Source organism: Ralstonia insidiosa (genome assembly GCF_008801405.1).
In the GTDB taxonomy this organism is placed as follows: Bacteria; Pseudomonadota; Gammaproteobacteria; order Burkholderiales; family Burkholderiaceae; genus Ralstonia; species Ralstonia insidiosa.
The window spans coordinates 1-24,759 of the sequence record NZ_VZPV01000003.1; the positions used below are offsets into that span (position 1 = coordinate 1).

At 63.4% G+C, this 24,759-nt stretch carries 21 protein-coding genes and 1 pseudogene; 11 read left to right on the forward strand and 11 right to left on the reverse strand.

The features are described 5' to 3' along the window. Positions 1-227: 227 nt before the first annotated feature. The 5 genes from F7R11_RS22135 to F7R11_RS22155 all read left to right on the forward strand — a co-directional run bounded on the left by F7R11_RS22135 (position 228) and on the right by F7R11_RS22155 (position 6,590). Entirely contained in the window at positions 228-1,004 is a 777-nt protein-coding gene (locus tag F7R11_RS22135; protein ID WP_064807811.1) for a fimbrial biogenesis chaperone, read from the forward strand. Between the two features lie 178 nt (positions 1,005-1,182). After that, a complete protein-coding gene (locus F7R11_RS22140) occupies positions 1,183-3,747 on the forward strand; it encodes a fimbria/pilus outer membrane usher protein (RefSeq protein WP_197495065.1) in 2,565 nt (854 codons plus the stop codon). 350 nt (positions 3,748-4,097) lie between these two features. Continuing rightward, positions 4,098-4,952 (forward strand): fimbrial protein, encoded by an 855-nt coding sequence (locus tag F7R11_RS22145; protein WP_170288735.1) that lies wholly within the window; start codon positions 4,098-4,100, stop codon positions 4,950-4,952. Between the two features lie 48 nt (positions 4,953-5,000). Next, positions 5,001-5,765 carry a fimbrial biogenesis chaperone gene (locus F7R11_RS22150; RefSeq protein ID WP_082932936.1) on the forward strand — a complete coding sequence of 255 codons (765 nt, stop codon included), beginning with the start codon at positions 5,001-5,003 and terminating at the stop codon, positions 5,763-5,765. 549 nt (positions 5,766-6,314) lie between these two features. Continuing rightward, a complete protein-coding gene (locus F7R11_RS22155; protein ID WP_064807804.1) occupies positions 6,315-6,590 on the forward strand; it encodes a hypothetical protein in 276 nt (91 codons plus the stop codon). A 294-nt stretch (positions 6,591-6,884) separates the two neighbouring features. Here the strand turns inward: F7R11_RS22155 and F7R11_RS22160 are convergent, their stop codons facing one another. From F7R11_RS22160 to F7R11_RS22195, 9 genes and pseudogenes are all read right to left on the reverse strand, one after another. Continuing rightward, the gene (locus F7R11_RS22160) at positions 6,885-9,200 is read right to left on the reverse strand and encodes a YadA family autotransporter adhesin (RefSeq protein WP_064807802.1); all 2,316 of its coding nucleotides are present in this window, start codon (positions 9,198-9,200) and stop codon (positions 6,885-6,887) included. Between the two features lie 191 nt (positions 9,201-9,391). Continuing rightward, positions 9,392-9,862 carry a hypothetical protein gene (locus F7R11_RS22165; RefSeq protein ID WP_064807800.1) on the reverse strand — a complete coding sequence of 157 codons (471 nt, stop codon included), beginning with the start codon at positions 9,860-9,862 and terminating at the stop codon, positions 9,392-9,394. 262 nt (positions 9,863-10,124) lie between these two features. Beyond that, the gene (locus F7R11_RS27115) at positions 10,125-10,262 is read right to left on the reverse strand and encodes a hypothetical protein (protein WP_156669032.1); all 138 of its coding nucleotides are present in this window, start codon (positions 10,260-10,262) and stop codon (positions 10,125-10,127) included. A gap of 54 nt (positions 10,263-10,316) precedes the next feature. Beyond that, positions 10,317-10,547 (reverse strand): hypothetical protein, encoded by a 231-nt coding sequence (locus tag F7R11_RS22170; protein ID WP_064807798.1) that lies wholly within the window; start codon positions 10,545-10,547, stop codon positions 10,317-10,319. A gap of 427 nt (positions 10,548-10,974) precedes the next feature. Continuing rightward, positions 10,975-14,520 (reverse strand): inverse autotransporter beta domain-containing protein, encoded by a 3,546-nt coding sequence (locus F7R11_RS22175; RefSeq protein WP_064807796.1) that lies wholly within the window; start codon positions 14,518-14,520, stop codon positions 10,975-10,977. Between the two features lie 239 nt (positions 14,521-14,759). Further along, positions 14,760-14,897 (reverse strand): annotated as a pseudogene (locus F7R11_RS22180) (NADPH-dependent 7-cyano-7-deazaguanine reductase QueF); the annotation flags it as partial. 6 nt (positions 14,898-14,903) lie between these two features. Next, positions 14,904-15,752 carry a class I SAM-dependent methyltransferase gene (locus tag F7R11_RS22185; protein WP_064809070.1) on the reverse strand — a complete coding sequence of 283 codons (849 nt, stop codon included), beginning with the start codon at positions 15,750-15,752 and terminating at the stop codon, positions 14,904-14,906. A 10-nt stretch (positions 15,753-15,762) separates the two neighbouring features. After that, positions 15,763-16,140: a helix-turn-helix domain-containing protein gene (locus tag F7R11_RS22190; protein WP_064807793.1), complete on the reverse strand. Its 378-nt coding sequence runs from the start codon at positions 16,138-16,140 to the stop codon at positions 15,763-15,765. Beyond that, positions 16,137-16,394 (reverse strand): type II toxin-antitoxin system RelE family toxin, encoded by a 258-nt coding sequence (locus tag F7R11_RS22195; RefSeq protein WP_064807791.1) that lies wholly within the window; start codon positions 16,392-16,394, stop codon positions 16,137-16,139. Before F7R11_RS22195 ends, F7R11_RS22190 begins: the two co-directional genes overlap by 4 nt. A gap of 124 nt (positions 16,395-16,518) precedes the next feature. On the opposite strand from F7R11_RS22195, the gene F7R11_RS22200 reads away from it, so the two are divergent. After that, on the forward strand, positions 16,519-16,716 hold the full coding sequence (locus F7R11_RS22200) for a hypothetical protein (protein WP_082932935.1): 198 nt from the start codon (positions 16,519-16,521) through the stop codon (positions 16,714-16,716). Between the two features lie 108 nt (positions 16,717-16,824). Beyond that, positions 16,825-18,087 carry a TIGR03862 family flavoprotein gene (locus F7R11_RS22205; RefSeq protein ID WP_064807787.1) on the forward strand — a complete coding sequence of 421 codons (1,263 nt, stop codon included), beginning with the start codon at positions 16,825-16,827 and terminating at the stop codon, positions 18,085-18,087. A gap of 20 nt (positions 18,088-18,107) precedes the next feature. On the opposite strand, the gene F7R11_RS22210 is transcribed toward F7R11_RS22205, so the two are convergent. Both F7R11_RS22210 and F7R11_RS22215 read right to left on the reverse strand, forming a co-directional pair. Then, positions 18,108-19,238 (reverse strand): methyltransferase, encoded by a 1,131-nt coding sequence (locus F7R11_RS22210; protein ID WP_064807785.1) that lies wholly within the window; start codon positions 19,236-19,238, stop codon positions 18,108-18,110. A 106-nt stretch (positions 19,239-19,344) separates the two neighbouring features. Then, positions 19,345-19,902, reverse strand: a complete 558-nt coding sequence (locus tag F7R11_RS22215; protein WP_064807783.1) for a P-loop NTPase family protein — start codon at positions 19,900-19,902, stop codon at positions 19,345-19,347. 238 nt (positions 19,903-20,140) lie between these two features. Here F7R11_RS22215 and F7R11_RS22220 point away from each other — a divergent pair, with 238 nt between their 5' ends. From F7R11_RS22220 to F7R11_RS22235, 4 genes are read left to right on the forward strand one after another with little or no spacing between them, the layout of a single operon-like run. Then, positions 20,141-20,896 carry a DUF3348 domain-containing protein gene (locus F7R11_RS22220; RefSeq protein WP_064807781.1) on the forward strand — a complete coding sequence of 252 codons (756 nt, stop codon included), beginning with the start codon at positions 20,141-20,143 and terminating at the stop codon, positions 20,894-20,896. A gap of 17 nt (positions 20,897-20,913) precedes the next feature. Beyond that, complete coding sequence (locus F7R11_RS22225; RefSeq protein ID WP_064807779.1) at positions 20,914-23,439, forward strand: DUF802 domain-containing protein; 2,526 nt, start codon at positions 20,914-20,916, stop codon at positions 23,437-23,439. Between the two features lie 8 nt (positions 23,440-23,447). After that, positions 23,448-24,098 carry an OmpA family protein gene (locus F7R11_RS22230; RefSeq protein ID WP_064807777.1) on the forward strand — a complete coding sequence of 217 codons (651 nt, stop codon included), beginning with the start codon at positions 23,448-23,450 and terminating at the stop codon, positions 24,096-24,098. Next, entirely contained in the window at positions 24,085-24,729 is a 645-nt protein-coding gene (locus F7R11_RS22235; protein WP_231973388.1) for a DUF2894 domain-containing protein, read from the forward strand. The genes F7R11_RS22230 and F7R11_RS22235 overlap by 14 nt, the downstream gene beginning before the upstream one ends. Positions 24,730-24,759: the final 30 nt, after the last annotated feature.

Consider the following 24,759-nt stretch of genomic DNA (forward strand, 5'->3'; position numbering starts at 1 on the left):
CCAACTCCGAAACCATCGCCATCACCAGCGGCTCGGCCACGATTCCGCTGTACGGCCAGTACTACGCCACGGGTGCCGCGACTGCAGGTCTGGTGGACACCAGCGTTGAATACTCGGTGATCTACCCGTAATCGACCTTTATTGGGTGATTGCAGCGGCTGGGGCACTGGTGGCCCCAGCCACTCCCTGGGGAGGCTCCCAGGACTAATTAAAAGGGGGAATGCACAATGAAGATCAAGAACCATCTGATTGGCGCTTGCGTACTTGCGCCGCTGGCGTTGCTCGCCAGCGTGGCTGCACAAGCCGAGGTCATTGTGCACGGCACCCGAGTTCTCTTTCCTGGCAAGGAGCGTGAGGTCACAGTCCGGATTCAGAATACCGGTAAGCGCCCAGCGCTGGTCCAAGCTTGGGCAGATGACGGCACCAATGAAAAGTCGACGCCGGAAATGGCCAATGCGCCGTTTGTGTTGCGCCCCCCGATGTTCCGTCTTGATCAGGGTAAGAGCCAAGTGCTGCGCATCCTGTCGACTGCTGCAAACCTGCCCAAAGACCGTGAGAGCCTGTACTGGCTCAACGTGCTCGACATTCCGCCAGCACCTTCTTCTGCCAAGACTGAAGTCGATGCGACACCGATCAACTACATGCAGCTCAGCGTGCGTACGCGTCTGAAGCTGATCTATCGCCCTGAAGGGTTGAATGCGGTGGACGCAGCAGAGGCCCAGGAACACCTGCAGTGGTCTGTCGTTTCTCATGGCAGCGGCTGGGCTCTGCAAGCCAACAACCCGACGCCGTACTACGTCAACCTCAGTAGCGTGGGCTTGAGCGCCAATGGGCAGAACTACCCGTATGGCGACATCGGCCTGGTGGCACCGGCGTCTGTCGCGGTGTTCCCGCTCAAAGGCTTGAATCACAAGCCCGCAGCTGGCGACGTGCAGTTCCAGTACGTGAATGACCAAGGCGCAGTGCGCGCCCAATCGGTTCCGCTGGCACAAGCCGCACGCTGATCGCTCTTGAAGCGGTATCGCATCTCGTAGTCAGTTCCCGTTTCCCCAAGTGTGGTGCGCCCCACGCATTTGCGTGGGCGCATTCCTGCGCCCAAATTTTCCCGAGCATCCCGCTATGTCCCGCAATTCACCTCTGACCCTCATCGGGTTGCGACGAAGCCAACTGGCTCAAGCGGTGATGTCCACGTTGCTGTTGCCGTCGGCTGCTATGGCGTCACAGGCGGTTGAGTTCAACCGCAACTTCCTGTACGGCAAATCCGCTCAGCAGGTTGATCTGGATCGTTTCGAGAAGGGCGACACGTTGCCGGGCACCTATAGTGCCGACGTCCGTATCAACGGCACGACCGTTGGCCGCCGTGACGTGGAAGTGCGCGCCATGGACAACGGCAGTACCGCCATCTGCCTGACGCCCGAGCTGGTGGAGCTATTCGGCCTGAACGCCACGCGTGTGGAAGCCAGGCGGGTTGTGTCGGAGCAAACCGGCGAGGCGACACAACTGCGCCCGCTGCCCAAAGAGACGTTCTGCGATGCCCTGTCCAACTACATTCCCGACGCCACCGTCAGCTTTGACGCTGGTGAGCAGGTGCTCGACGTCAGCATTCCGCAGGCCTATCTGGCACGCGATCCGCGCGGGTGGGTGAGCCCGGAGCTTTGGGACGACGGCGTTACTGCCGCGCGCGTAGGCTACAGCGCCAACCACCTGCGCTTGAACAGCAGCGGCGGTGACAGCAACTACACCACCAGCGTGGTGCTCAATGCGGGCGCAAACGTGGGGGCATGGCGCTTCCGTCACGACGGCTATCTCTCGGACACCAGCGGCGCTGGCACGCACTACAGTGCGGGGCGTACCTACGTTCAGCGCGCCGTGCCAAAGTTGGAAGCGCAGCTCACGCTGGGTGACTTCACCACCAACGGCGATATTTTCGACAGCGTTAACTATCGCGGTGCCAACATCAGCAGCGATGAGCGGATGCTGCCCGATTCCCAGAGCAGCTACGCGCCCGTTGTACGTGGTATCGCGCAGACCAACGCGCGCGTGACGGTCCGCCAGCTTGGCACGGTCGTCTACGAAACCATGGTGTCGCCAGGCCCGTTTGAGATCGCCGACCTGTACGGCACGGCTTACGGTGGTGACCTGCAGGTTGAGGTGACCGAGGCCGACGGCCGCGTGCAGCGTTTCACCGTGCCCTTTGCCGCCGTTCCACAACTGCTGCGCGAAGGCCAGCAGCGCTACAGCGTGACGGCCGGCAAGTTGCGCAATGCCACCACATACAGCGAGCCCGGTTTTGTGGAGGCAACGCTGCGTCGCGGCATCAGCAACCAGGTCACGCTCTTTGGCGGCGTGACGGCATCTCAAGGCTACGGGGCTGCGCTGTTTGGCGGCGCGGTCAATACGCGCTTGGGTGCCTTCTCGGGGGACGTGACCGCGTCCAGGACAAACCTGCCCGGCCAGATGCCCGGCTTTGGCAGCACCATGTCGGGTCAGTCCTACCGCGTGACCTACAGCAAGAACATGGTCTCCACCGGCACCTATTTCTCGGTGGCGGCCTATCGGTACTCCACGCAGGGCTACCTGTCGCTGTCGGACGCGGCGCGCCTGCGTGGCAGCCTGAACGCCGGGCTGGACGGGCAGAATGTGCAACGCCAACGCAGCCGTGTTGATCTGACCGTCAACCAGCGGTTGGGCGAAGGCAACGGCTCGCTGTATATCAGCGGCAGCAGCGCCAACTATTGGAGCAACAGCCAACGCACCACCAGCTACTCGGCCGGCTACAGCAACTCGTGGCGCCGTATCAACTACAACATCAACGTTCAACGCACGACGGAACAATCGCTGTTCAATGGTGGCAATACGCGCACCAACAACACCATCAGCCTGAACGTGAGTATTCCGCTGGGCAAGGTGGGCAGCAACGCACCGTCGATGAGCACCAGCTTCAACCGCAGCAGCAGCGGCAATTCAAGCTTCAACAGCAACGTGAGCGGCAGCTTTGGTGAAAACCGCCAGGGCAGCTATAACGCCTCGGTGGGGCATAGCACCGGCAGCAACAACGTGGGTGGCGGCCTGAACTACAACCTGCCGGTTGCCAACCTCAATGCCAGCGTCAGCCAGGCATCGGGCAGCCGCCAGTTGTCGGTGGGCGCTTCGGGCGGCGTGGTGTTGCACAAGGGTGGTGTGGCGTTCTCGCAGCAGTTGGGCGACACCATTGGTATTGTGGAAGTACCCAATGCGGAAGGCGCGCAGATTGGTAACGCGGTGGGTGTGAAAACCAACGCCAAGGGGTTTGCCGTGGTGCCGTATCTGAGCCCCTACCGCCGCAACGACGTCACGGTGGACCCGAAGGGTCTGCCGTTGGACATCGATCTGAAGGTGGCCTCCGTGATGACGGTGCCCACCGCCGGCGCAATCGTGAAGGTGACGGTGCCCACCGTCAGCGGTCGCAGTGCGCTGATCGAGGCGCCGCAAGACAACGGTCAACCGCTGCCGTTTGGTGTGGAAGTGACCAACGAAGCCGGCGAAGTGGTGGGCGTGGTGGGCCAGGGCAGCCGGTTGTGGGTGCGTGGTGTGGAAGAAAAGGGGCGCCTGTCTGTGAACTGGGGTCAAGGTGCCGCACAGCAGTGTGCGATCGACTACAGCCTGGCAGGCGTGGCCAGCGGCGAACTGGTGGTTACCAAGTGTCGTGTGGATGTGTTGACGAAGAACCGGAACTTGACGCCGCTTGCGGCAAGAGCGGCTCGCTAAAGACGCCGCTGGGGCGGTGACCGAAGCGGTGCCAAAGCGCGCGGGTTTGCGTTGAATATTGAGTGCGATGTGCTCGGAATGGAGCGGATGAAATGAATCGATTTGTGATGGAACGCTTGCTGCCGATGGCCGTAATGCTGCTGATGTCAGGTGCTGCGAGTGCGGCGATCAGTGTATCCAACTGCTCGGGCGGGGGCACCGTGCCGGTGCCGCTGCCAGCAACGATAACGGTGCCAGCCAAAGCAGCGGAGGGTGACCTACTGTCAAATTGGGTCGCAACATCCATGCCGACTCGGTACCTCTGCACTGTTACGGCGGGCGCAAGTTCCGCCGGCGGAGCGACATCGACCATGCAGTACAACGGAGGCAATAGCCTTACTGATACGACTGTGATTGCTCCGGATGCAGGTCGTGCCAAGATTGCCGTATTCGAGACCGGCGTGCCAGGAATTGGTATTGCGGTTGCAGGAGCCGCCTATGGCAACACGATCTGTGCCACTTGCACTAACTACCAAGCCTATAGCTCCCTCTCGAACCAATTGTCCTATGCATCGGCTGGATATAGCAATGGTGGTACCTCGCCGTACACCGGAAGACCGCCGATTGCCGAGCGGGTCGCGGTCGCACTGGTACGGACGAAAGGTCCGGTGGGTGCTGGACCCATTGACCTGGATGGTGTTGTCATTGCGAAATCTCGGATGGGTGTTACTGGCTCGCCGCCGCCGCTCAACTACTTTGGCACAGTCCTAGAGACGGAATACGTCCTAGGAGGAAAGACCAGCGTAGTCCGACCTTCATGCACCACTTCCGATGTTGAGGTGAACTTTGGCGCCATTCCGGCTGCCAACTTCACCGGCGTGGGTTCTACCCCGGCACAGCGCGATTTCAATTTAACCCTGACCGGTTGCCCCGCGATTGCGACCATGACTTACCAGTTGGACTCGGTGATCACGCCCGTAGACGAGGCGAATGGTGTACTGGCACTGAACACGGGTGGCGCAACCGGCCTCGGTGTGCGCGTGCGGCGCATTAGCGGCAGTACGGAAAGCACGCTGGCGTTTGGCACGGCATATGCGGTGCCCGGTTTTGCTGGCTTGGCCGGCAACTATACGGTTCCGTTGCGCGCAGCCCTGTATCAGACGGAGTCCATTGTGACCCCGGGAAAAATCGAGGCAGAGGCAACGTTTACAATCGACTACCGTTGAACCTACGTTGGCCCAGCGTCCAACCATACGCTGGGCCAACTGCTCAGCATGGAGATGGCGTACATGAAACCACGGGCGCTTGCGCGTGCTTTGGCCGGTGTGGTGCTGGCTTGCAGTACATCGTTGACCGCCCACGCTGGCAGTGACGGCGGTGGCACCAACCTTGGTGTAACCCGCGTCGTCCTGACGCAGGCTGACCGCGAACAAACGCTGCCGATCATCCATTCGGGTAAGCGCCCAGCGTTGTTTCAACTCTGGTTGGATCAGGGGGACCGCTTTGCCGATCCCGCGCAGCTGAAAATCCCCTTCGTGGTGTCGAAGCCGTTTTTTCGGCTCGAGCCCAACAGCCAGCAGGCGATCCGGATTCTGACGGTTGACCGCGCAGCGTTGGCAACCGATCGTGAGGCCCTGTTTTATATCAACGTGCTGCATGTGCCGGAGCGCTCCAACACAGTCGATGCCAAGCTGAATCTGGCTGTCAGATCGCGCATCAAACTGTTCTATCGCCCGTCAGGTCTGCCCGGCAGCGCTGCCGAAGCGCCGGCCATGTTGCGTTGGCGCTGGGTGGGGCAGGGTAACGACCGCAAGCTGCATATCGAGAACCCGACGCCGTGGCATGTCAACCTGGCGACTGTCGAGTTGGGTGACGCAAAGACGCCGTTGGAACCGGGCGATGGCGTGGTGCCGCCGTTGTCCTCCATTGAGTTGCCGGTACCTGGCCAAGCGCCTCAGCAAGGCGAGGGCAGACTCTCTTTTACGTGGATCGACGATTCCGGTAGTGCCCAGAAAACCGACGCGCAAATTGCGCCCTAAGTGTCGAAGCGGATGACATGACCGGCCTATGTGGCCGGTTCTTTGTTTGGTGCCAGCGTTTTCTGCGCGGCGAAGTTGCTGGCATGTCGTGCAAAGACAGGTGCCACGCACAGTGCCAACGACATGATGTGATTGAGGTCGCCTGCAAGGGCGGCCTTTTGTTTGGGCGATTGCAATCTAGTGCGCAAGAATCAGAATCCGCGCGCAATCCTCATCGTTATAATTGCCACCGCTGCCGCACCAACGGTAGCCGGGCGTAGCAACCTGCACAGCTGTTCCTAGAGAGACTATCGCGCAAGCGATGGTCCGCCTTCGTTCGCTTGTGTTTCTTATGGCGGGCCGGGCGGGGAGACCTTCGGGTCTGCCGGTCGTTCTCTAGGGGCCGGTTTGCTACCCCCGCTGTCAGGCCCGCCACCCCGTGTAGCAACGAGATGGCGAGCCTCCAATGCAACCTAGAGAGGCCGACATGCCATCTGTCTTCACCGGGCACCGCCCCGCGTCCTATCCATCCCCACCCATACGCTGCCCCCGCTTTTCAGGAGGCGCGCAATGACCCCAAGCCAACGCCGTACGTATCTGACTGGCGCACTGGCTGCGCGGGACTACCTCTGCCGCACGCAGGCCGATCTGCGCATCCACCGCCAGTTTCGCGCCGACACGCTGCGCTGGGCGCTGGCCTATGCCGTCGGGCACCCGCCGGAATATCGCGCGGGGTTTCTGGATGGCATCGGCGCGTTTGTGTCGATGGTGCTGGAAGGGTGTCAGGTCAACCCTGAAACCTGGGAAGTGCTGTCCGCCGTAGAGCGGGCTGGCGAGCGCCAGTAACAACCAGAAGGACGTGTCCCTGAGACGGGCGGGGATGCCATCAGGCCGTACAGACAGCTGTGGGCTTCATGGTGGGATGTGTCACCCAACGGACATGCACACAGGTGCAAGGTGGTGACCAGGCGCGTTGCAACGCACGCGCGAGCGCACCATGAAAAAAGGGCCCCGGTTTCCCGGAGCCCCTTTCCCTCACGTGCCGCACGTTCGACCCATTCGCCCCCGAGGAAGAAGGGGAAGAGCGAAGCCAGGAGGTGAACAGGTCTTGCGTGCGCGCTAGAGACTTGGCAGGTTGGCTTACCAGTAGAAGCCGCCACCTACCACCGCGCCAACTTCACCGCGGGTGCTGGTGTTGACCGCGCTCTTGACGAGCCAGCGGCCGTCCTTGGACATGTACGACACGCCCACTGCGGTGCCTTGCTCGCCACCGTAGGTGCTGCCCGAGATGGCCATGAACGTCTTGCCCGGCATTGACGACTGCGGCAAGCCAGCCACCGCCATCGCAGCAGCCGTACCACCCATGGCATCACGGCGGTTGGTATCGACCTGGTTCTGCACGCCTCGAAGCTGACGCACATTCACCGCATCATGGTCCAGCTCGCCATCCTTGACGTTGCCGAGATAGCGTTCAGCACCTGGTGCACCAATCGACACCTCATTTTCACGGCTGGTTTGCGAGCCCGTGCCCAGTGCCATCGAGCTTTCGTGGGTCGCCTGCGCACCCTGGCCAATCGCCGTGCTGTCCTTGCCCGACGCCACCGCACCGTTGCCGATTGCCGAAGCGTTCTCACCCGAGGCAACCGCCCCCGAACCGATGGCCGAGCTGTTCTTGCCCGAGGCATCTGCACCGTCGCCCACCACGATCGAGCCCGGGCCGCCCGAGCCTTCTTCGGCACCGCCGCCCGGAGGCAAACCAGGGCCCACGCCGCTGCCGCTTTCGATGTCCTTCACGCGGTCGTCCAGTTTGCCAAAGCGGCTGTTGAAATCCTGCTGCATGGCGTACAGCTGCCCGCCGTTGACAGCCTGCAGGCTGCCCGCCGAGATATCACCGCCACGCACGTTGTTCAGGAAGATGCCCATGGAGTCCGTGCCGAACGTGACGGATTTCATGCTGGCGTCGTCATAACGCACCGCCATCAGCGGGTCCAGCGGATCAACGATGTTGTAGCCAATCACCGACTTGAGCTGCCCAACGCTCACCGCATCGTTGTTGCCGATGCCGGCCGCCACGCCGCTGAGCACGCGGTTGCCGCCCGTGTTGTTGGCAAAGTTGACCACCGAGCCGCCCGAGTCCGCTGCCACGGTGATGTTGCTCGTCGGCGTGGCTTGCTTGACGAGACCGATAGAGCCGCTGTTCATATCATCGCGGATGCTGCCGATGTCGGATTCGTTTTTCGTCGTGCGGCCGTCGAGGTTGCTCACCACGGCCCCCACGTTGTTGACCGTGGTCGTGCCGCCTTTGCCATCCCCCACGGTAAAGCTCGGTGCCGTGATCGAACCATCTGCGTTGACCGTCGAGCCCGCGCCGATGGCCGAGGCCACGCTGGTGGACACGCCATGCAGTTGCGAACCGTTGACCGCATCAGCGCTGGTGGCCGAGACCGCACCGTTGGCCACACCCGTCAGCGTGCGGTTGCCCGCTTTGCCAGCAAAGTTGACCGCGGCGCCGTCGATGTCCTCGCCCACCGTCAGGTCAGCACCGGCAGCGGCTTGCCGCACGAGGCCGAGCGTACCGCTGCTCAGGTCAGTGCGGATGTTTTCGATGGATGTTTTGTTGGCCGCGACGTTGTTGTTGGTGGTGGTGATAGCGCCATCCAGTGCGCCCAGCGCACCGCCCACGGTGGTTTGTGTGCCGCCGTTGGCGAGCGTGTAGCTGGGTGCCTTGATGGTGCCGTCCGGGTTGATCGTTGCGCCGCCGCCCAGTGCTTCCACCGACGACTTGAGCTGCGACACGTTGACGGCGTCGTTGGCCTGCGTGCCGGCGGCCATGTTGGTGATCTGACGTTGTTTTGATGTAGAGCCAACCGACACGCTGTCTGCCCTGTCGGTTGCCGACTGATAGCCCAAGGCAACGCTATTGGAATGCGTGGCGCTGGTGTTGCTGCCAACTGCAGTCGACGTTAGTCCACTCGCCGTAGTGTCCGAGCCCAGCGCGGTGGAGGAGTCGCCCGTCGCTTTCGATAGGGCGCCGACAGCCACCGAAGCAGCCACGCTGTTCGTACCTGATGATTGGGACCCTGCACCGATCGCAATATTGGCAGCATTGCCCGAGATGGCTGCGTTGCCCCATGCGCCGTTGCCATTGCCTACTTTGATATAGGCATCGTCCAAGGTAGCCGTAGCGCCGATAGAGCCCATCGTGCCGATTGCCTCGCTGGAGGACGTGGTCACTCGGCATGCTCCTGTCGCATCAAGCGCGCCACGCTTGCCATCTTCCGTAGTGCAAACCTCGGCCGCCGATGCGCCGCCCATGGCTGCGCCACCCTGCACGAGCGCAGCCAGCACGCTTCGCGCTGCGCGGGCCGAACCCTTCGAATGCGACTTCGCTGTTTCAGCAGCGGCCGTCCACGTGTTGGTGGTGGTGTTCCAAACGGAGCGATAGATTTTGTTCATTTCCCTTTCCTTCCAAGTAGCCAAAGTTGACAAGGTCAGAATAAGGATTGGGCGGTGTTCGCTGAATGAGAATGATCCTAAAAAATATGCGGGTGCACGCCCCGGAAAGCCGCGCCGTAGCGCCATTTGATCCACATCAAAAACACAAAACCCCCGCACGGGGGCGGGGGCCTGGCAACAGCATTACAGCGTTATTGCGCCGTGGCGGTTTCCTTCTTTGTGGCGCGGGTGGCAAAGCGTGCCGACAGCGCCTTGCGCGCGGTGTCCAGCGCCTCGCCCTTGCCCGAGACCTTCAGCAGGGCGTAGCCCTCCAGCGATGCGGTCATCAGGTCACTCCCCAGGGCGAGTTGCGAGTCGCGCATTTTTTCCACCACGCGGTCGATGCGGGTCAGGCGCGTGCGCAGCGCGTCAAAGCCGGCCAGATCACGGCGCATTTCGGGCACGTTGAAGTTGGGCGGCAGCACGTTGGGGTTGGCGCCAAGCACTTCCACCGCCTTGCGGCAGAAGGCTTCGGATTTGTCGCCCATCTTGACGAGCGCGCCGCGCTGTTCCGGCGTCAGATCGATCAGGCTGACAAGCCTGTCTTCCAGCGTCTTGATGGCGGCGTCAATGGCGGCGAGGTTGGCCACGCTGGGCGCATAGGAGATGAGGTTTTGAGGCATCGTGTTCCTTGTTGGATGAAATGAATCACGCCGATCCGGGGGGATGGCCGCCGCAAGCGTGGTGGGTGCACTGCCCGCCCGCAAGGTGGTGACCAGGCGCGTTGCAACGCACGCGCGAGCGCACCATGAAAAAGGGCCCCGGTTTCTCGGAGCCCTTTCCCTCATGGGCAGCACATCCGACCTGTCCACCCCGGAAGGAACGGGAAGAGCAAGACCAGAAGGCGAACGGGGCGGAAGTGCGTGCTAGAGCCTTGGTTGCGGCCTACCAGTAGAAGCCGCCACCCACCACCGCACCCACTTCACCGCGGGTGCTGGTGTTGACTGTGCCCTTGATGAGCGAGATCAGATGACACGGGTGGTCTTGTTTCCATTGGAGTGGCTGTGCCAGTCGGCCGCGCATGCACGCCTATCGGGCTCGCGTGCACGGCGGTGTCGTGGTCGTGAAAGGGGCGATTTACCCGGCAAGCCCGTCGGTGACGAGCATGGCCGCATAGGCGTCGTCCGCCAGTTCCATACACGTCCCCAGGTATTCCGCTTGTCGGTGCTCGTCCATGCGACGGAAGTGTTCAAAGCCGCTGGCGTGCAGCATGCCCCGCATCGTGCGCAGCTTGCCGAGCTTGTCATACAGCGCGTCGTGCGCTTCCAGGCGGCGGGAGTCGAAGGATTGGGGCGTGGGGTAGGTCATTGGGCGTCCTGTTCATGAGCGATGAATGGAACCGTGTGCCCGACCCTGCTGTTGAGGAAGGAGGGTGGGCGAGCACAGGCAGGGTGGAAGACCGGCGCACAACAACCGGCACGGCCGAAGCCGTTCGAGCCTGGCTCGCCCTTTGAAGACGAAGCCAAGCCATAGCAACTGAGGACAAGCGCCTAATGCCCGGCACTTGCCCGTTGTACGCGAGGCTTCCACACCTCGACCACTTTCTCTATGGCACCGAAAGCAGTGCCGCGAGTGTAGGGGCTATGGCTTCGTTGAAACAACGGGCGGAACTATAAATCAGAATTGGCGTAGGCCACGGTGCGCGGTGGGCATGAGAAAAGCCCCTCGCTTTTGGCGAGGGGCTTTGGGTTGTGGAAGGCGGCCTGTTCTTCAAGCGCCCCAATCCAAGGTTGGCTTACTTCACGCAGACGCTGATGTTGTCAAGCATGCCGGGGGGCAGGGTATGACCCACAGGGTCGCCTGTTGAGTCGAATTTGCCGGCTGTGGTCGTCCAAGTACCTCCCAAGCGATACCAACCTCCATAAGTCGCACCTGCATACTCACCAGTCACTTTCATGCCCTTGAAATCCCCGCCTGCGGTTGCGAAAGCTTGCAAATCAGCCTGCGTTGCCGTCGTGCCACCACCGTGCGCACTGCACATGGCGTCTGAATTGGCTTCACTCGTGGGCTTGTAGTCAGTGTTCTGGGTCCAGTAGTACTTGCCACCCGCCTCCAACACCGTACGCAAGGTCACGTTGGTGTCACGCGTCGTGCTGTTGATGCCCGCAGTGATTGTGGCGGTGCCGTTAGTCGTTTCCGTACGGACTGCAGTGAAGGTGACGGTGGCTTTGCCATCGGCACCGGTGTTCGATGTGGCGCCCGCCAGATCGCCCGCCGTGGTCGACCAGTCAACCGTTGCGTCTGGCACAGCGTGGCCGGCAGCATCCGTCACCGTGGCCGTCAGCGTGGTCGATTCGCCGCCGGTGGCGGTGATCTTGGCGATGCTGGAGGTCAGTGCCGAGATTCGGGCCGTCGCAATGCTGCCAATGAACGTCACCACGGGGGCATCCACCGCTGCCGAGCTGCCAAGACGTGCCTGCACTTGTGCTGCGCCAAGCGCAGTGCTGCTCAGGGTCACGGTGGCAATGCCGTTTGCGTCGGTCTTGCTGGTCGTGCCGCCCAGGTTGCCGAAGGTGGTGCTCCACGTGACATCGACGTCCCGTACCGGGTTGCCGTTGGCGTCCTTCACCAGTGCCTTGAAGGTGGCCACGTCCGTGCCATCCGCCCCGACGGAGGTCTTGTCCACGGTCACGCCGTCGCTGCCGATGCCGGCGCTCGCGCTGTCAGCCGTGAGCGTCACCTTCGGTGCGTCGACCGGCGTGGCATTCACCTGCGCCGTCACTTGGGCCGTGCCAGCCTTCGTGCCGTGCAGGGACACCTTGGCCGTGCCGGTCGCATCGGTCGGCGTGGTTTCCGCGCTCAACGTCCCCAGATCGGTCGCCCAGGCTACCGGCACACCCACCACCACGTTGCCCTTGGCATCCTTCACGATCGCCGTGTAGGTGGCGATGTCCGTGTCGTTGGCCACGATGGTCGTCTTGTCGACCGTGAAGTCACCGCTGCCGATGCCGGCGCTGCTGCTGTCGCCCACGAAGGTCACGGTCGGCGCATTGACGGCGGTTGCCGAACCCACCTTGGCGGTCACTTGCGCGATGCCCGCCAGCATGTGGCTCAGGTTCGCCGTGGCGACGCCGTTGGCATCGGTCGTGCTGCTCGTGCCGCTCAGCGCACCGACATCGGTCTTCCATTCCACCGTCACACCCGGCACGACGTTGCCGTTGGCATCCTTGACCGTAGCGCTGAATTGCGCGCGGTCGATGCCGTTGGCGATCACGACCGGTTTGTCGACACCAATGTCGCTGCCGGTCAGGCTGGCGGTGGCGGCGTCGGCAATGAACGTGGCTTGCACGCTGGCGCTTGCGCCATTGACCAGGCTCGCACCAATCGTCACGACTTCGGCCTTCACGTCGGTAAAGGCAAGGACTGCATAGCCATCGGCATCGGTCTTGACGTTCAGCGAACCACCACCGGCCACTTGGGCCGAGCCGCTCAGGCTGAAGGCCACGGTGATGCCTGCCAGCGCGTTGCCGGCTTCGTCCGTGACACGGGCTTTGACTTGGTTGGTGGCGGTGCCGGTGGCGACTGCGCCATCGGCCACGACGACGAAGTTGCCGGCTTCAAAGCGGGCGCTTTCTGCATCGGCCACTTCGGCAATCGTCACCTCGGCCAGCGCGGCGTCTTGCACCTTCGGGGACACGACCAGCGTGCCCGGGCGCGTGCCCGAGGTCACCGTCACTTGGTAGACGCCCGGCTGCACCTCGGCCACCGTGCCCAGCGTGGCCGGTTGCGGCGGCAGGGAGAAGACGGTGGCGCCAGCGGCGTCGAGCGTTTCCGTGAGCGTGGCGCTCAGGGTTTCAGCAGCACCGCCAATGGCGTTGCCGTCCTTGTCGGCCAGATTGATCGTCACGACCGAGACACCCTTACCCGTGGCCGGAATCATCAGCGGCGAAGCGCTGACGGTCGACTTGGCGGCATCGGGGTCGCCCGGGGACACGATGACGGTCGTGGCGGCCATCTGCGAGGCATTGCCCTGCACGTCATAGGCCACGCCCGTCAGCGGGTACGCGTTGGCGGTACCGGCTTGGTACAGCGGCATACGCACTTGGTAGTTGCCACCACCCGCATCGACGATGGCGCCACCGGCAGCCACCAGTGCACCGTCTTGCCACTGGATGCGGCCCAGGCCGTGCTTGGCCTCCACGGTGTAGTGCAGGTCGACCGTGTTCGCGCTCTTGCCCGTCACTTGCGCGGGCAAGTTCAGCTTGATCATCTGGCGCTTGCGGTATTCGAGCACGATGTTGTTGTTGCGCTCGACCAGGTCGGTACGGCTGCCGGCCAGGCTGCGGCGTGCGGCCACTTGGGCAGGGTCGATCTGCTTGGACCACGGCTGGCCCAGTTGATACGTGAACTGCACGTTGGCGCTGGTGCTGTTGCCACCATTGCCACGACGGTGGTCCACACCAATGCTCACCAGCGGGATCGGGGTGTAGTTCAGGCCCACGGTCACCGCCGCCGGGTTCGACGCACGGTTGCTCGGGCCAAACAGGCCGACTTCGTTACCGAAGTACTGCTCATACATCAGCTTGGCGCCCAGGCTGGGCATGGACGGCAGATAGCCTTCGGCACGCAGGTCGAAACCGTTGGCCGGACGCTCGTCGTAGTCGAGCAGGTCAGGCGAGGCCTTCCAGTCGGAGATGCGCACGTACGCGTTGCCCGAGAGCTTGAGGTAGTCGCGCCAGGCTTCGATACCGACGCCGAAGCGCTGATGGCCGCGGCTGATGTTCTGGTCGTAGAAGGCGTTGTAGCCGAGCATCCAGTTGTCGGTGAAGTGGCGGTGGCCAAAGCCGAGGTTGCCGGTGAACTGGCCGTCGTTGCGACGCAGGCCGAGCTGGGTGAAGAACAGGTTCGATTCGGTATCGACCAGCGGAATGAGCGTGTCGACCGCACCGCTGAAGTTGCGCATGTCGTGCACGGCGCCCAGGTCCACACGGGCGGTGCCGAACTGGCTCAGGGCGTTCTGTGCGGCCTCGGCGGCGGCGCCGCTGATTTGCTGGCCAGCCATGCCCTTGAGGTCAACGTTGCCGTTGGGCGTGCTGACCGATTGGCCGATCTGCTGGGTGATCTCGGCCAGCTTTTGCAGGTGGGCGTCTTGCTGCTTTTGCTGTTCGGTTTGCTGTTGCTCTTGTGCGTTGGCGTCGGCCTCTTGCGCATACACGTGCGCGGTGTAGAGGGGGCCAACGATCAGGCCAATCTGCGCAGCAATTTGGGTGAGGGCGATGCGCTTGCCCCATGCTTGCCAGCCCTGTCGGCGCGGCGGTGTCTTGCGTCCTGGTGTCTTCATGGAAAACCTCGATGAGTGGATGTGCACCAGGAACGTTAAAGATCGTGAAGCTTTCTCAGAATAAGAATTGTCCTAAAGGAATTTTGAGGGCGGACGACTCAGCCTTGTCCTACAAAGCGGTGCAACACGATCAGACTGGTCCTACTTTTTTCTAGGGGTGTGTGTTCCGGTTGCACAACGGAGCGGGTAAGAAAAAAGGCGCCCGAAGGCGCCTTGCGTGTCTTGCTAAGGGGCAGTACTTACTGACGCGCATTCCGGAAGTTATCCGGCCACGGCGTGTTGTAGTTGGTGCGGAACGGGTTGATGTCCAGCCCGCCGCGCCGTGTGTAGCGCGCGTACACCGCCAGTTTGACCGGGCGGCACTGGCGCAGGACGTCGGTCAATCAAGCCGGCGCAAAGAACCGCTCATGCAGCTCTTCCAGCCCCAGCGTGCTGATCACCTCGTGCAGCCGCTCGGTCGGGCGCTTGCGCGGCAGGTTCTTGTACTGCGCAATGATCAGCTCGTTCTTCATCGAGTGCTCCCAGCCAACCAGCTCGGTCACGCTCACCTGATAGCCGTGGGCTTCCAGCTGCAGGCAGCGCAGCACGTTGGTGACCTGGCTGCCAAATTCACGCGTGTGCAGCGGGTGGCGCCAGATTTCCGTCAGCGCATTGCCGAGCGATTTGCCCTTGTTCTTGCGCAGCACCCCGGCCACCTCTGCCTGGCAGCACGGCACGATCACGATGTACTGCGCGTGCTTTTCCAGCGCAAAGCGGATCGCATCATCCGTGGCGGTATTGCACGCATGCAGCGCGGTCACGATGTCGATGGTGGCGGGCAGGCGGTCTGACGTAATGGAATCGGCCACCGACAGATTCAGGAACGACATCCCCTTGAAGCCGAGCCGAGCCGCAAGCTCGGTCGACTTGGTGACCAGCTCTTCGCGCGTTTCAATGCCGTAGATGTGCGAGGTGCCATGGGCGGTGTTACCAGCGGGTTGCTCCTTGAAGAACAGGTCATACAGGATGAAGCCCAGGTACGACTTGCCCGCACCGTGGTCAACCAGCGAGACATGCCCCTTGGCCTGCTGCACGTCGGCCAGCAGCGGCTCGATGAACTGGAACAGGTGATACACCTGCTTGAGCTTGCGGCGGCTGTCCTGGTTCATCTTGCCGTCGCGCGTGAGGATGTGCAGTTCCTTGAGCAGCTCGACGGACTGGTTGGGGCGGATTTCGTGGGTCTTGTTGGACATCGCAGGTGAATCAATGTTGAGCATCGACCAGCAGGTCGAGGGGCACGTTCAATGCATCGGCCAGCTTCTTGAGCAGTTCGGCTGTGCCGCCGCGCTGCCCGGTTTCAATCTGGCTGAGATAGGGTTTGCTGATACCGGTGGCCTCTGCCAGGGCATCTTGGGTCATGCGCCGGTAGTTGCGCCACGCGCGCACGGGGTGATCACCGGCAAGCTCGGCATCCACAACGGCGGCCGGCACACGAAAGCCGTCGTCTTCGGCCTTGGCTTGGTCGAACAGGGTTTCGTCGTCCAGGTCTTCTGCCAGGTGCTTGATACGGTCCCAGAGTTCGATGGGCACCACGGCAAATTCGCGATGTCCATCACGCTCGATGTATTGGATTTGCGTCATTGATATGCGCCTCCGCGCGGTTTGATGGCCAGCACCACGATCACAACGCGGCCATCTTCAATCTGGTACAGCACACGCCAGTCACCAACGCGGAGCCGGTAGCCCTCACGCCCAGCGAGCTTCTTTGCGTTCGGGTTTGGCGCATAGGGGTCGACTGCAAGTGGATCGATCTTGGCTCGAATCGTTGCTGCGACATTGCGCGGCATGGCTTTCAGGGCTTGTGCAGCTTGCTTCGTGAACTCGATTGCGTGCATGAGAGCATGTTAGCATTTTGCTAACAAATAAGCTAATTAAGTTTGCTTTTGGCGCGCGGTTGTGGTTGTTCGAGGCTCGTCAAAAGACTATATTCAGTCCCCCCTCACGGAAGCCCGTTCCCCTATGCGCTACGCATTCCCAGTCAAACTCACCACCCAGAACGGCGAAACCAAGCCGGTGCTGCAAGACGAGACGTCTTATGAAGAGACGCATGCGCTGCTTAAGGTGCTGGCGCTGGGCACGCAGGAGGCGGTAGACGGCGAGGTCAAGCCCGCTGCGGACGTGCTCGCGCGTTTGCGCGGCAAGCGTTCGGGTGGTTGATGGAGGGGGCGTTTGCAACGTTTCAGGTTCTGCGAATGCAATGCGCCGAGCAGGATCTGGAGTCGATCTGCTTGATCTCCGGCACTTATTCCTCTGATTCACCTTCGCATGTCTGAACCCCAAAACGTTCCCCTGGTTGCTGTCATTGGCGCCGGCCCGGCCGGGCTGATGGCCGCTGAAGTGTTGTCCAACCAAGGCGTGCGCGTGGAGGTGTTTGATGCCATGCCCTCAGCCGGGCGCAAGTTCCTGCTGGCGGGCATTGGCGGCATGAACATCACGCATTCGGAGCCGCTGGATGCATTTCTGGGGCGGTATCGCGCACGCCGCGAGCAGCTTGCGCCGATCATCGATCGCCTCAACCCCGATGCCCTGTGTGCGTGGATTCATGGGCTGGGCATCGACACGTTTGTCGGCAGCTCGGGCCGCGTGTTTCCGACCGAGATGAAGGCGGCGCCGTTGTTGCGCGCCTGGCTGCATCGGCTGCGCCAAGCCGGCGTGCATTTGCAGATGCGGCATCGCTGGATCGGCTGGGGCACGCCGTCAGATGCAGGGCATGCGCAAACGCTGCGCTTCGATACGCCGGATGGCGAACGCGTGGTGCAGGCCGATGCCGTCGTCCTTGCAATGGGTGGCGGTAGCTGGCCGCGTCTGGGTTCCGATGGTGCCTGGGTGCCGCACCTGGAGGCGCGCGGCGTGCAGGTGCTGCCGCTTAAACCGGCCAACTGCGGGTTCGATGCGGACTGGAGCCCGCATTTTCAGGAGCGCTTTGCGGGGCAGCCGGTCAAGTCGGTTGGCATTAGTTTGCCGTCTGGCGACGACGGTGCGCTGGAGTTCCGCCAGGGCGAGTTCATGGTCACGCAGACGGGGGTGGAAGGCAGCCTTGTCTATGCGTTGTCGGCGCCCATTCGCGATGCGCTGGCCGCCGCCGGTGAGGCGACGATCTGGCTGGACTTGGCGCCCGGCTGGAGTGCCCAACGCGTGCGCGATGAGCTGATGCGCCCGCGTGGCGCGCGCTCGATGTCGAGCCATCTGCAGAGCAAGCTGAACATCACGGGCGTGAAGCTGGGGTTGCTGCGCGAGTGCCTGTCGAAAGAGGCGTTTGCCGATCTCGCACAGTTGGCCGCCGCCATCAAGGCGCTGCCGCTGCGCCTCACGCGCACCCGGCCGATTGACGAAGCGATCAGCAGCGCGGGCGGCGTGGCGTTTGAAGCGCTGGATGCCAACCTGATGATCGAGCGCCTGCCCGGCGTGTTCTGCGCGGGCGAGATGCTCGATTGGGAAGCCCCGACAGGCGGCTATCTGCTGACAGCGTGCTTTGCGACGGGCGCAGCCGCCGGGCGGGGCGTGCTCGACTATCTGGCGACGCGTTAGGGCGTTAGCGCATCAAGGCGTTAGCGCGCCTTCAGGCGCCACAGCGAGGTCACCTCGGCCACGCGCGCTTTGTACAGCGGGTCGTTTTCATCCGAGGCTTTCGGGTGCTTGGGCTTGATGTCCTGGCGGCCGACGACTTGCAGGCCGGCCGCGTCGATCATGGCCAGTAGAGCCTCGCGCGTGCGCAGGCCGAGATGCTCGGCAAAGTCCGACAGGATCAGCCAGCCCTCGCCACCGGGCTCCAGGTGTGCGGCAAGGCCATTGAGGAAGCCGCGCAACATGGCGCTATCCGGGTCATAGACGGCTCGCTCGATCGGCGAGCTGGGCCGCGCCGGCAGCCACGGCGGGTTGCACACGATCAGCGGCGCACGCCCTTCGGGAAAGAGATCCGCGTCAACAACATCCACCTGGGTTTGCAGCCCGAGGCGCGACAGGTTGTCTCGCGCGCAAGCCAGCGCACGCGGGTCCTGATCGGTGCCGACGACGCGCTTGACGCCGCGCTTGGCCAGCACTGCAGCCAGCACACCCGTGCCCGTGCCGATATCGAACGCCAGCGCCTTGGACGGCAACGGCGCTTGCGCAACCAGATCGATGTATTCCCCACGCACGGGTGAGAACACGCCGTAGTGCGGGTGAATGCGCGCGCCATCCAGCGCGGGAATCTCCACCCCTTTCTTGCGCCATTCGTGCGCGCCGATCAGGCCGAGCAACTCTCGCAGCGAGACGACGGATGCAGCTTCACCCGCGCCATAGGCTTCATTGCAGGCTTCGCGCATGTCAGGCGCACGGCGCAGCGGGATCGTGTAATCGGCATCCAGCGGAATCAGCAGCATGCCGAGCGTGCGGGCGCGCTGCGATTGGGCCTGGCGGTGGAAGTTGAACGCCTCGATGGGCGAGGTGGCCTCCTTGCGCGGTTTGCGATCGGTGCGGCGGGACATGGCCTGTAGCAGTTGCCGCGCGTTCTGGAAGTCGCCGCGCCAGAGCAGTGCGGTGCCTTCGCAGGCCAGGCGGTAGGCGGTGTCTGCCGTGGTGCGGTCGTCGGCAATGACCACGCGTTTGGGCGGCGGGTTGCCGGCTTCGGAGCGCCACAGGGCGGTGTGGACGGCGTCGGTTTCAACGTCGGTCCAGGTGAGGATGGGGTGATGGGTCACAGCGGAATGGGTAGAAGGCGGGGTAGGGCGCGGTAGTGGGCGACACGATACCGCTGGCGGTGCAAACACACAATGCAGGCGGGCGCAGGGTACTGCACCTGTCTGATCATGTTCTGGTGCCATCGTGCTGCAGACCCAGTATGGATTCGACTGCCGCAAGATCCCGGGGATGTGTCACACGGTACTTTTGCGCTGCCGCCAGGATCGGCGCTTCAAGCAGGTGGGCGTACTGCGCGCGGCGCTGCGCAAACGTGTCCCACGCCCAGCGGATTGGGTGGCCTTTGTCGAGCCATGCCGAAAATGCCTCGGTATTGCCCGTGCCAGGCCACAGTTCCGCCTTGGTGACGGCGCGCCAGAACGAGCGCCGGATCACCCGCCACATGATCACCGGGCGGGCGTAGTCCAGCCACACGATGTGCGTTGCGCGCGCCAGGACGATGTCCCGCACGCCAGAGTAATTGCCATCACAGACCCACGATGGGCCATCAACGGCGGCCTGCACCCGGCGGTAGAACTCCGCAGGGTCATCGGTGGCCAGCGCTTTCCATTCCGCTTGCCAGTTGATGGCATCGAGCTCGATGTACGCAGCCTGGGTCGATGCGGCCAGCCGCCGGGCGAGCGTCGATTTGCCCACCCCGGATGTGCCGATGACGGCGATTCGCATGCGGATGCTCCCAGTCTTGCAAGGGGCACGAGGATAATCCAAGTGGCTGTTGGCCTGTTTTCGCACCCGGAAGCCAGGCTTGATGCAGCGCTATGCGCTGGCCGACGCAGCCTTGTATCGCCCGCGGTCTGGCTAGTTGTTACGATTCTTCCTGCGCAAGTGATGCTTTCGCCGCTCGCGGAAGGCGGTCTGGGTGGGCAGGCAGTGTAAACTCCAGCCTTTTTTTGGCACTCGTAGCATGGCGCACGCCCAGCCGCGTAGGGCGCTCAGCGGCCCTGCGCTGATCCGCTTACTTGCTCGCCTGACGGACGCTGATGTTTCCGAATCCGGGCAGCCGCTTTCAGACCGGCTGAGTCAATGGCTCAGTTGGACGGATGCCATCACGCTCTCGACGGCGCTGGCCGCCAGTCCGCCGGCCATCACCCCGGGTGTGCGGCCCGTTGGGTTGGACGCCGAGACCATGTGCAGCCGTGTCCGCGCCGCATTGGCAAAGTCCATCGCCACCGCTTGTGCGCCTGATGTGAGGCCGGGCGGAGGTGGGCGCGCGCCGATTCAACCCGCCATGCCGGCCGCGCCGGTTGACTATGCGGACATTCGGCAGCGCTACATCTTGGTGCAGCAGACCATGGAGATGGAGATTGGCGACCTGCGTGGCCGCCTGCGACGCGTGCTGGCCGCCAAGACGCCGGATCTGGCCCGGCTTGCCGTGCTGGACGCCAGCATGGAGCAGGCCCTTGGCGCACGGGAACGCACGCTATTGGGTGCCATCCCGACGATGCTCGGGCCGTACTTCGAGCGTTTGCGCGCGGCCGAGCAGCTGCAGGCCGCGTTGCTGGCTGAGTTGCCATCGGAGAGCACGGCCCAACCCACTCAACCCACATCCCGCGCATGGCTGCATGCGTTCCGCAAGGATATGCAGAGCGTGCTGCTTGCAGAGCTGGATGTTCGTTTTCAACCGGTCGACGGGTTGCTTGCCGCCCTTCGGACTCGCTAAGCGTTCAACAGGACACCATGTCCAGAAATCACCTGAATCTCATCGTTTTCTTTGTTGGACTCGCTGCCTTGGGGTGGATCGCGGCAGGCTATGTCGTGGGCATGAACCCGCTCGCGTTGGTCGTCACCATCGTGATTGGCGCCGCCTATGTGACGGGTGCGCTGGAGTTGCGCCGCTATCAGCAGGCCACCGGCACGCTCACGCAAGCCGTGGCCGGGCTGTCTGAACAGCCGCCCAAGCTGGGGGCCTGGCTGGATCAACTGCATCCGAGCCTGCGCAACGCCGTGCGCCTGCGCGTGGAAGGCGAGCGCGTTGCGTTGCCCGGGCCGGCGCTCACGCCGTATCTGGTGGGTCTGCTTGTCCTGCTGGGCATGCTGGGGACGTTGCTCGGCATGGTGATGACGCTCAAGGGCACGGGCGCCGCGCTGGAGAGCGCCACCGACCTGCAGGCGATTCGCGCGTCGCTGGCCGCGCCGGTCAAGGGGTTGGGGTTCTCGTTTGGCACGTCGATTGCCGGTGTGGCCACGTCTGCCATGCTGGGGTTGCTGTCCGCGCTGTGTCGGCGTGAGCGGCTGCAGGCCGTTCAGGCACTCGACACCCAGATCGCTACGACACTGCGCATCTATTCCCACGCGCATCAACGTGAAGAGACGTTCAAGCTGCTGCAGCGGCAGTCGGATGCCATGCCTGCCCTGGTGGACCGGCTGCAGGCAATGATGGCCGCGCTGGAGCAACAGAGCGCCGCCAGCAGTGAACGCCAGATCGCCAGCCAGCAAGCGTTTCTCGACAAGACGGAGGCGGCCTACCGTCAACTGGCGTCTTCTGTCGGGCAGTCGTTGCAGGACAGCGCCGCTGAAAGTGCGCGCGTTGCCGGTGCAGCGCTGCAACCGGTGGTTGACTCGACGATGGCGGGGCTTGCGCGTGAATCGGCCGCGCTGCATGAGACGGTGACGCATGCCGTGCAGCGCCAACTGGACGGCCTGTCGACGCGCTTCGAAACAACCGCCGAGACGGTCGCGAGCATCTGGAACACCGCCTTGTCGGAGCACCAACGCGCAAGCGCTGCGCTGGTGGGGAACGTGGGCACGTCGCTGGACCGGTTTGCCGACACCTTTGAGCAACGCTCGACCCGTTTGCTCGATGGCGTTGCCGAGCGTCTGGACGCTACGGCCGGTAGCTTGTCCGGTGCCTGGAACGATGCGCTTGCGCGACAGGAGCGTACCCACGCAGCCCTGGCCGGGCAGAACCAGCGCGCGCTGGAGGCGGCTGTGGCGACATTCGAGCAGCACGCTGTCTCGCTGCAGGACGCGTCACGCCAATCGCATACGGCGCTGCAAACCGCACTGGAATCGCGTGACCAGCAACGTCTGGCAACCTGGACCGAGGCGCTGGGCGCGATGGGTGCCAAGCTGAGCCAGGAATGGGAAAAGGTGGGTGCCGACACGGCAAGCCGCCAGCAGGAGATTTGCGATGCGCTGGCGGCAACTGCCCGCGATATCGTCGCGCAGCAGGACGCATCGCGCCAATCGCATGTGGCGTTGCAGACCGCGCTGGAAGCCCGCGATCAGCAACGTCTGGCCGCCTGGACCGATGCGCTGGGTGCAATGGGCGCCAAGCTGAGCCAGGAATGGGAAAAGGTGGGTGCCGACACGGCGAGCCGCCAGCAGGAGATTTGCGATGCGCTGGCGCAGACCGCACGCGATGTTGCGTCGGCGCAGGACGCGTCGCGCCAATCGCTCATGGAGCTGCAAACCGCGCTGCAAGCCCGCGACGAGCAACGCCTGACAGCCTGGACCGACGCGCTGGGCGCGATGGGTGCCAAGCTGAGCCAGGAATGGGAAAAGGTGGGTGCCGACACGGCGAGCCGTCAGCAGGAAATTTGCGATGCGCTGGCGCAGACTGCGCGCGACATCTCTTCGCAAACACAGGCCCACGCCAACGACACGATCGCCGAGATTTCTCGACTGGTGCAGGCCGCCTCGGAGGCGCCAAAGGCTGCTGCCGAAGTGGTGGCCGAGCTGCGCCAGAAGCTGTCCGACAGCATGGTCCGCGATACGGCGATGCTGGAAGAACGCACGCGCATGCTGGGCACGCTGGAGACGCTGCTCGACGCCGTGAACCACGCGTCGACCGAACAGCGCACCGCGGTGGATGCGCTGGTGGCAAGCTCGGCAGAGTTGCTCGAACGCGTTGGTGTGCGGTTCACCGATCGGGTCGAGGCCGAGACCGGCAAGCTGGGCGCAGTGGCCGCGCAGGTGACCGGCAGTGCCGTGGAGGTAGCGAGCCTGGGCGAGGCGTTTGGCGCGGCGGTGCACCTGTTTGGCGAGTCGAACGACAAGCTGGTGGCGCACCTGCAGCGGATCGAAGCTGCGCTGGACAAGTCGCTCACGCGCAGCGATGAACAGCTCGCCTACTACGTGGCGCAGGCCCGTGAGGTGATCGATCTGAGCATGCTGTCGCAAAAGCAGATTCTTGAAGACCTGCAGCGCGTGGGTGGCCATTCGGGCGACCAGCGTGCCCTTGCCGGAAGCGAAGCGGCATGAGTGACGCAATGAGCGACGAGATTGACGGCGGCTTGGAGTCCGCGCCGGTCTGGGCCGCGTTTGGCGACTTGATGTCGGTGGTGCTGGGCGCCTTCGTGCTGATTCTGGTGGGCGTGATTGGCGTGCAGCTGGAGCTGTCGTCCAAGCTGGAGAACGAGGTCAAGCAGCGCGAGGCAGAGGCGCAGCGCCGCAAGACGCTGGAGCAGGCGCTGGCAGGCCCGCTGGCGGCGGGGCGCGTGACGCTCGTCAACGGGCGGATCGGCATCAACGGCAACGTGCTGTTTGCGCTCAACTCTGACCAGTTGCAGCCGGAGGGCCGCGCGCTGATGAAGAGCCTCGCGGGCCCGTTGGCGGCCTATCTCAAATCGCGTGACGAGATCCTGATGGTGAGCGGGTTCTCCGATGACCAGCAGGTGCGGGCAGGCAATCGCCAATTTGCCGATAACTGGGAGCTGTCTGCCAAGCGTGCGTTGACCGTGACGCGCGCGTTGATTGATGAGGGCATCCCCGCGTCCAGCGTGTTTGCTGCGGCATTTGGCTCGCAGCAGCCAGTGAGCTCCAATGCGGATGATGTGGGCCGCGCGAAGAACCGGCGCGTGGAGATTGCACCGGTGCCGAGGCAGTCTGCTTCCAACGGTGGGCGTCGTGAGTCGAACTGATTCGTCCACGCAGGCAACGCTCGATGCGTGGCGCGCACGTGGTGCGGATCGCTTCGATCGCGTGCGCTTTCATTTCATTGAAGCGCTGCATCGCCGTGCGGTCGGCCAGACGGGCGAGGTGCGGCACATCCTGGATGAAAGACTGGACAGCCTGATCGCGGCCTATGCGGATGACCTTGACCGAGCGACGCCCTCGTCCGAGCCGGATGTAGGGTCCCGTGAGCCTGCCCGTAGCGCGTTGGCTGAATTGCTCGGCAGCATCGCCAATCGCGCGCGCGTGGATGCCGGCAGCGCCGCGGCCATTGGCCTAGAGCGCCATCCCCATGCCGCCACTGAACTGAAGATTCTCGAAGACGTGAGGGAAACCTGGTCCCGCGTCAGTGCGGAGAAACAGTTGCGCCAATCGCTTGATCAAGTGCCGACTAACGCTGGGCCGCTCAATTCGAGCAGCCTTGTGCACCGGTCGCTGTTGCTGATGCGTGAGGTGTCGCCGGAGTATCTGCGGCAGTTCCTGGCGTATGTGGATGCGCTGTCGTGGCTGGAGCGCATGGGCGGGGAGGGGGCTGTTGCCGGGCAGGAGGTTGGGCGTGGCGGTGTGGGCAGCAAGGGTGCGCGGAGCAAGTCGCGCTAGTCAGCGCCCCTTGGTCCGCCCAGATGCAAA

Excerpts from the sequence above, each read along its gene's own strand:
- F7R11_RS22185 (WP_064809070.1), bottom strand. The coding sequence starts at position 15,752 with ATGTCCAACAAGACCCACGAAATCCGCCCCAACCAGTCCGTCGAGCTG.
- F7R11_RS22135 (WP_064807811.1), top strand. The coding sequence starts at position 228 with ATGAAGATCAAGAACCATCTGATTGGCGCTTGCGTACTTGCGCCGCTG.
- F7R11_RS22220 (WP_064807781.1), top strand. The coding sequence starts at position 20,141 with ATGGCGCACGCCCAGCCGCGTAGGGCGCTCAGCGGCCCTGCGCTGATC.
- F7R11_RS22145 (WP_170288735.1), top strand. The coding sequence starts at position 4,098 with ATGCAGTACAACGGAGGCAATAGCCTTACTGATACGACTGTGATTGCT.
- F7R11_RS22225 (WP_064807779.1), top strand. The coding sequence starts at position 20,914 with ATGTCCAGAAATCACCTGAATCTCATCGTTTTCTTTGTTGGACTCGCT.
- F7R11_RS27115 (WP_156669032.1), bottom strand. The coding sequence starts at position 10,262 with ATGCGCGGCCGACTGGCACAGCCACTCCAATGGAAACAAGACCACCCG.
- F7R11_RS22165 (WP_064807800.1), bottom strand. The coding sequence starts at position 9,862 with ATGCCTCAAAACCTCATCTCCTATGCGCCCAGCGTGGCCAACCTCGCC.
- F7R11_RS22195 (WP_064807791.1), bottom strand. The coding sequence starts at position 16,394 with ATGCACGCAATCGAGTTCACGAAGCAAGCTGCACAAGCCCTGAAAGCC.
- F7R11_RS22160 (WP_064807802.1), bottom strand. The coding sequence starts at position 9,200 with ATGAACAAAATCTATCGCTCCGTTTGGAACACCACCACCAACACGTGG.
- F7R11_RS22200 (WP_082932935.1), top strand. The coding sequence starts at position 16,519 with ATGCGCTACGCATTCCCAGTCAAACTCACCACCCAGAACGGCGAAACC.
- F7R11_RS22190 (WP_064807793.1), bottom strand. The coding sequence starts at position 16,140 with ATGACGCAAATCCAATACATCGAGCGTGATGGACATCGCGAATTTGCC.
- F7R11_RS22215 (WP_064807783.1), bottom strand. The coding sequence starts at position 19,902 with ATGCGAATCGCCGTCATCGGCACATCCGGGGTGGGCAAATCGACGCTC.
- F7R11_RS22140 (WP_197495065.1), top strand. The coding sequence starts at position 1,183 with ATGTCCACGTTGCTGTTGCCGTCGGCTGCTATGGCGTCACAGGCGGTT.
- F7R11_RS22230 (WP_064807777.1), top strand. The coding sequence starts at position 23,448 with ATGAGCGACGAGATTGACGGCGGCTTGGAGTCCGCGCCGGTCTGGGCC.
- F7R11_RS22205 (WP_064807787.1), top strand. The coding sequence starts at position 16,825 with ATGTCTGAACCCCAAAACGTTCCCCTGGTTGCTGTCATTGGCGCCGGC.
- F7R11_RS22155 (WP_064807804.1), top strand. The coding sequence starts at position 6,315 with ATGACCCCAAGCCAACGCCGTACGTATCTGACTGGCGCACTGGCTGCG.
- F7R11_RS22170 (WP_064807798.1), bottom strand. The coding sequence starts at position 10,547 with ATGACCTACCCCACGCCCCAATCCTTCGACTCCCGCCGCCTGGAAGCG.
- F7R11_RS22175 (WP_064807796.1), bottom strand. The coding sequence starts at position 14,520 with ATGAAGACACCAGGACGCAAGACACCGCCGCGCCGACAGGGCTGGCAA.
- F7R11_RS22150 (WP_082932936.1), top strand. The coding sequence starts at position 5,001 with ATGGAGATGGCGTACATGAAACCACGGGCGCTTGCGCGTGCTTTGGCC.